The organism is Caldicellulosiruptoraceae bacterium PP1 (genome assembly GCA_041320695.1).
Classification (GTDB): Bacteria; Bacillota; Thermoanaerobacteria; order Caldicellulosiruptorales; family Caldicellulosiruptoraceae; genus JBGGOQ01.
Window position 1 is genome coordinate 84187 of the sequence record JBGGOQ010000007.1, and the last position, 6909, is coordinate 91095.

Genomic DNA, 6909 nt, shown 5'->3' on the forward strand with positions numbered 1-6909 from the left:
TATGAAAAGATTTTTATCAAGTGTTTTAGCTTTTGTATTTTTTGTTTCATTATTTACATTGAGTTTGACTACAAATCAAGCTTCTGCAGCAAGCAAGATTACTCTCAAATTAGGGGCATGGTCATCATCTCCTGCTGAAAAAAAGATAGTTCAAAATCAAATAGCTGATTTTCAGAAGAAATATCCAAATGTCCAAGTTAAACTTGTAGAGATTGTTGGAGACTACAATCAAAAGATGCAACTCCTTATGGCATCAAAAACAGAACCAGATATTTTCTACATGGATTCCTCAGTTGCATGGCAATATATAACAAAGAATACCTTAGAACCAATTGATAACCTTATGAAAAAATATAATGTAAAAACAATAGGTTATGAAAACTCATTATTAGTTCCATTCACTTATAACGGAAAAATATATGGTATTCCAAAGGATTATAACACACTTGTTTTATTCTACAATAAACAAATGTTCAAAGAAGCTGGACTTACAAATCCTCCAAAAAATTGGGATGAATTAAGAGATTACGCAAAGAAATTAACAAAAGGCAATGTAGTTGGTTTAACAATGAATCTTGAGTTAGCTAGAATTCAGCCATTTGCTTATCAAAATGGAGGCAAAGTTTTTGATAATGGCAAACCAGTGTTTGATGATCAAAAGGCTATAGAAGGATTGACATTTGCATTGAATCTATTTAAAGATGGAATTTGCAAAACACCAAAGGATTTAGGAGCTGGCTGGGTAGGAGACGCTTTTGCTGATAAAAAAGCAGCTATGACCATTGAAGGTGGCTGGATGATTCCTTTCTTAAATGATAGAAAAATCTCTAAAGATTCATATGGTATAGCAGAACTACCAGTTGGACCTCAAGGAAAATCAACAATGGCATTTACTGTTGCTTATGTTCTTAGCAAAAATTCAAAACATAAAGATGAAGCATTTAAATTAATAAGATTCTTAACTGGTGAAGGTGGACAAAAATATGTAGTTGAAGCAGGACTTGCACTACCATCATTAAAGAGTGCTGGAAATAACTTTGCTAAAACTTATCCAGAAAGAAAAGCACTTGTTGATGGTTCAAAATATGCTTATGCATATTTCTATGGTGTTGATGGTTCAAAAGTATTAGATGTATTTAATAAATCTTTTGAAGATTATTACTATGGAAAGAAGTATGATTTAAAGAAGAATTTACAAGATAGAGTTAAACAGATATTTAAATAAATATCAATATAAGGCAGGCAGACATGCCTGCCTTAAATAATAATGGGGGAGTATTCTATGGGTAAAAAATCAAAAATTGATGAATATCTTACTGCTTATGTTATGCTTTTACCATATATACTATCATTTATACTGTTTTTAGCCTATCCTTTAGTAAAAGCTTTTATAATTAGCTTTCAAAATTTTTCATTTTTAGGAGATAACCCAACAACTTGGATTGGGCTTAATAACTACAAAGATGCAATTACCAACAAAATGTTTATTTCATCAATAATCAACACCTTATACTACTCAGTACTTGTTGTACCAATTCAACTGATTATTGCATTAGTATTAGCTGTAATTGTAAATGATAAAGTCAAATTTAAAAATTTCTTTAGAACAACCTATTACCTTCCTAATGTAACATCACCTGTTGCAGTTTCGATAATGTTTATGTTTTTATACAAAACTGATGGATTGGTTAATCAGATAATAAAACACATTGGGATTACACCAAGGAATTGGTTTAATGAACCATCCTTTATTATGCCTGCAATAGTTTCGGTTGCAGTATGGGGATCAGTTGGCTTTTATATGGTGACCTTTTTATCAGGCTTATCTACAATACCAGAACAATTATACGAAGCAGCTGATGTTGAAGGTGCAGGTGAATGGACCAAGTTTATAAAGATTACAGTTCCTTTGTTAAAGCCAATGCTATTCTTTAATATGGTTGTATCATTCATAGGAACATTACAGATGTTTGATTTATCGTTTATTATAGGTGGCTCTGAGGGTGGACCAATGGGTAAGGCAATGACAATGGTGGTCATGATTTATAAAACAGCTTTTAAGGACTTTAATATGGGTCTTGCTTCAGCAATGGCTTTCATATTATTTATAATAATATTTATATTAACAGCTATACAGAAAAAGATTTTTGGCGAAGAAACTGCTTATTGAGGTGAGAAATATGGAGTATATTTATAGAAAAAGGATTTCAATATCAACACTGATTTTTTATATTATATGTATTTTATATGCTTTGCTCACAATAGTTCCTTATCTTATCTCTGTTTTGACATCTATCAAACCAGTTGAAGAAGCTACAAAACTTAGTCTAAATCTTGATAAGGTATCTTTAGAGGCTTATAGATATATAATTAAAGAGTTTCCATTTGTAAGGTGGCTTATAAATAGCACTATTGTTGCCATTTGTGTTACAGCAGGAAATCTACTTTTTAACTCAATGGCTGCTTACGCTTTAGCAAGACTTAATTTCCCATTTAAAAAGGGCATATTTTATATAATTTTAGCAACAATGATGATTCCAGGGCAGGTATTATTAGTTCCCATTTATTTAACATTAAATAAATTCGGATGGATTGATTCTTATAAAGGGCTAATTTTACCTTGGCTTACTTCGGCATTTTTTATTTTTTTCATGAGGCAGTACTTCTTGACCATTCCAAAAGATTTAGAAGAGTCAGCATTGATTGATGGGTTATCTAGATTTGGGATATTTTTTAAAATTATATTACCATTATCTGGTCCTGCATTAGCAGCACAAGCTATATTTCAGTTTGTAGGTAACTGGAATAGTTTTATGTGGCCTAGTATAATAGCCTCGTCAGAGGAGTTATATACTTTACCTGTGGGATTAAACTCATTTTATGGGCAGTATTATCAATTCTGGAATCAAGTATTAGCTGGTGCAATATTGTTGTCTTTACCTACAATTGTTGTTTTCGTTACTTTTCAGAAATATTTTGTAAAAGGTATTGCTACTGCCGGATTGAAAGAATAAATATTTATATTGTATAATTATTATGCAAATAATGAGAAATTTTCGAAAAATATTGAAAGAGTGAATAGTATGAGTAAAAATAAAAATGCAACAATAAAGGATATAGCAAAAGCTTTAGGCATATCACCAAGTACAGTATCTAGAGCCTTAAATAACTATTCAGATATCAATCCACAAACAAAAGATAAAGTTATGGAGATGGCAAGAAAACTAAACTACACGCCGAATTTATTTGCTAAAAGTTTAGTTACCAATAAAACAAAAAGGATAGGACTGTTTATTGAGGATATGGAGAGAGAAGGTATTTATGGAACTTTTTATTACGAAATTTTGGCAAGCTTCAGGAAAGTTGCAATAGATAATGGATATGAAGTAGTGCTACTTTCAACAACATCAGAAGAACAAAAGAGAATTCATTTAGAGACCATCTTTTCAGAAAAACATCTTGAAGGTGCATTTATAATGGGACTTAGGACAGACGATCAATATATAAAAGAAATTGAGGAAATATCTTACCCTATTGTTTTATTTGATATACCTATTAAAAGCCAAAATATAGGATATGTCTCAATTGATAATCAAAAGGGTGCACAATTAGCAGTTGATTACTTAATTAGTTTAGGACATAAAAAGATTGGATTTCTTAATGGGCATGATAAGGCATATGTTAGCCAAGAAAGGTTAAATGGTTATATATTATCATTACTTAAAAATTCTATTGAATATAATAAAGACTTTGTAATTAATGGTGATTTTGCAGAAGAAAGTGGTTACAAGAATGCCGAGAAATTCCTTGAAATGAAAGTTACAGCAATTTTTGCTGCAAGTGATATGATGGCAATTGGACTTATCAAAAGATTTAAAGAATTAAATGTTAGAATTCCTGAAGATATATCTATTATCGGATTTGATGATATTAGTTTATCAAGCTATATTACCCCTACATTAACAACAATTAGACAAGATAAAACAGAGATAGGAAGATCAGCATTCTATCTTTTACTTAATTTAATGTCGAAACAGCCCATTAATCAAATTATTCTCGAACCAGAACTTATAAAACGTGAGTCCACAAAAAGAAGAAAACATTAACCATTCTACAAAAACATGTAGAGTGGTTATTTTTTTATATTAATTTATAAACTATATTTACAAAAACATCACAATTTAAGTGTAAACATTGTAAATTAATTATATATTTAATATAATAAATTTATAAGGTATTTACATAAAAGCTATTATAATTGATGATTAGCATATAAAATAAGGAGGGGTAAATGTATTATGAAGTATGGATATTTTGATGATACAAACAAAGAGTATGTTATAACAAATCATCTAACTCCATATCCATGGATTAATTATTTAGGTTCAAATCAATTTTTCTCACTTATATCAAACCATGCAGGTGGTTACTGTTTTTACAAGGATGCAAGATACAGAAGAATACTAAGATATAGATATAATAATGTTCCAATAGATTATGGTGGAAGATATTTTTATATCAATGATGGAAAATCAATATGGAGTCCATCATGGAAACCAGTTAAAGAAGATTTAGATAAATATGAATGCAGACATGGGCTTGGATATACTAAAATTACTGGTGAAAAAAATGGTGTCGAAGTTTCTGTTACCTTTTTTGTCCCACTAAATGATAACTGTGAAATTCACTTTGTTGAAGTAACAAACAAATCTAATGAAAAAAAGAATATTAAACTCTTCTCATTTGTTGAATTCTGCCTTTGGAACGCACTTGATGATATGTCAAATCTACAAAGAAATCTTAACACAGCCGAAATGGAAATAGAGGGTTCTGCAATATATCATAAAACAGAATATAGAGAAAGAAGAAATCACTATGCTTTCTATTCTGTAAATGTTCCAATTGATGGATTTGATACAGATAGAGATACCTTTTTGGGGCAATATAGAGGATTTGAAAATCCAGAAGCTGTTGAAAGAGCAAATGCTTTTAATTCAGTAGCAAGTGGTTGGGCACCAATAGCATCTCATTACTTGAATATCCATTTAGGGCCAAATGAGGATAAGGATTTTGTATTTGTTTTAGGATACATAGAGAACGAAAATGATAAAAAATGGCAATCAAAAGGGATAATAAATAAAGAAAAAGCCTATGAAATGATGGGAAAGTACAATACATCACAAAAGGCTTTAAGTGCTTTAAAAGAACTCAAAGAGAGTTGGGATAACTTACTTTCTATTTATCAAGTAAAAACACATGAACCCAAAGTGGATAGAATGGTAAATATATGGAACCAATATCAGTGTATGGTTACATTTAACCTATCAAGAAGTGCTTCTTATTTTGAAACAGGTATAGGAAGAGGTATCGGTTTTAGAGATTGCAATCAAGATATCTTAGGTTTTGTTCATCAGATACCACAAAAAGCAAGGGAAAGACTTCTTGATTTAGCTGCAACACAAAAGGCAGATGGTGGGGCATATCACCAATATCAGCCACTAACGAAAAAAGGCAATAATGAGATTGGTGGGAACTTTAATGACGATCCACTTTGGCTTATTTTATCAACAACTGCATACATTAAAGAAACAGGTGATTTTTCTATATTAGATGAGATGGTTCCATTTGAGAATGATGAAAACAATTGTGCAACAATGTTTGAACATTTGAAAAGATCTTTCTATTATACAGTAAATAATAAAGGGCCTCATGGACTCCCATTAATAGGACGTGCTGACTGGAATGACTGTTTAAATCTCAATTGTTTCTCTGAAAATCCAGATGAATCATTCCAAACAACTTCAAATAAAGAAGGCAGAACTGCTGAATCAATATTTATTGGTGGTCTTTTTGTTCTTGCAGGAAAAGAATTTATTAAGCTATGTGAAAAATTAGGGAAGAATGATTTAGCTAATGATGCAAAAAAGCATGTTGAGGATATGAAACAAGCTGTAGAAAAGCATGGATATGATGAAAAATGGTTCTTAAGAGCATATGATTATTATGGAAATAAAGTTGGTAGCCAAGAATGTGATGAAGGGAAGATATTTATTGAACCTCAAGGTATGTGTGTAATGGCAGGTATTGGTGTAGATAATAATTTAGCCAAGATGGCATTGGACTCAGTTGATGAGATTTTGAATACTGAACATGGAATTGTTCTACATCAGCCAGCTTATACAACGTATAGACTAAACTTAGGTGAGATTTCTTCATATCCACCAGGATATAAAGAAAATGCAGGTATATTCTGCCATAATAATCCTTGGATTATGATTGCAGAATGTGTGCTTGGACGTGGAGATAAAGCTTTTGAATACTGGAGTAAGATTGCTCCTTCATTTAGAGAAGAAATAAGCCATCTTCACAAAGTTGAACCTTATGTTTATGCACAAATGATAGCAGGTAAAGATGCACCAAGATTTGGACAGGCTAAAAACTCATGGCTTACTGGTACTGCAGCGTGGAATTTTGTTGCAATAAGTCAATGGATATTGGGTGTAAGGCCTGACTATGATGGGGTTGTTATAGATCCATGCATACCAAAGGAATGGGGCAAATTTGAAATAACAAGAAAAGTAAGAGGCAAAACTTTAAACATTAAGGTTAAAAATTGTAATGGTGTAAATAAGGGCGTTGTAAAAATCAATGTAAACGGAGAAGAAGTTTTTAGCAATTTTGTGTCATATGATATTTTAAAAGAATCAAATGAATTAATTGTATATATGGGGTAAAAAGATTTTTCTAAAATATTTTAAAGGTGTTACATATTTATTAAATTTTATGTAACACCTTTTTCTTTTTGGTGCACAATAAACAAATATATTATGTAACAATTGATTTATATATAAGTTGTAATTATAATAATAAGATATGTGTATATTGTATTAACACTAATTTATATATTAC

General features: G+C 30.7%; 5 protein-coding genes. All 5 read left to right on the forward strand.

Going from position 1 to position 6909, the window contains the following annotated elements:
- Position 1 precedes the first annotated feature (1 nt).
- The 5 genes from ACAG39_09665 to ACAG39_09685 all read left to right on the forward strand — a co-directional run bounded on the left by ACAG39_09665 (position 2) and on the right by ACAG39_09685 (position 6734).
- Positions 2 to 1225, forward strand: a complete 1224-nt coding sequence (locus tag ACAG39_09665; protein MEZ0537496.1) for an extracellular solute-binding protein — start codon at positions 2 to 4, stop codon at positions 1223 to 1225.
- A 57-nt stretch (positions 1226 to 1282) separates the two neighbouring features.
- Entirely contained in the window at positions 1283 to 2170 is an 888-nt protein-coding gene (locus ACAG39_09670; protein ID MEZ0537497.1) for a carbohydrate ABC transporter permease, read from the forward strand.
- Positions 2171 to 2180: 10 nt separating this feature from the next.
- Entirely contained in the window at positions 2181 to 3014 is an 834-nt protein-coding gene (locus ACAG39_09675; protein MEZ0537498.1) for a carbohydrate ABC transporter permease, read from the forward strand.
- Between the two features lie 69 nt (positions 3015 to 3083).
- Positions 3084 to 4106, forward strand: a complete 1023-nt coding sequence (locus ACAG39_09680; GenBank protein ID MEZ0537499.1) for a LacI family DNA-binding transcriptional regulator — start codon at positions 3084 to 3086, stop codon at positions 4104 to 4106.
- A 192-nt stretch (positions 4107 to 4298) separates the two neighbouring features.
- Positions 4299 to 6734 (forward strand): GH36-type glycosyl hydrolase domain-containing protein, encoded by a 2436-nt coding sequence (locus ACAG39_09685; protein MEZ0537500.1) that lies wholly within the window; start codon positions 4299 to 4301, stop codon positions 6732 to 6734.
- Positions 6735 to 6909 lie beyond the last annotated feature (175 nt).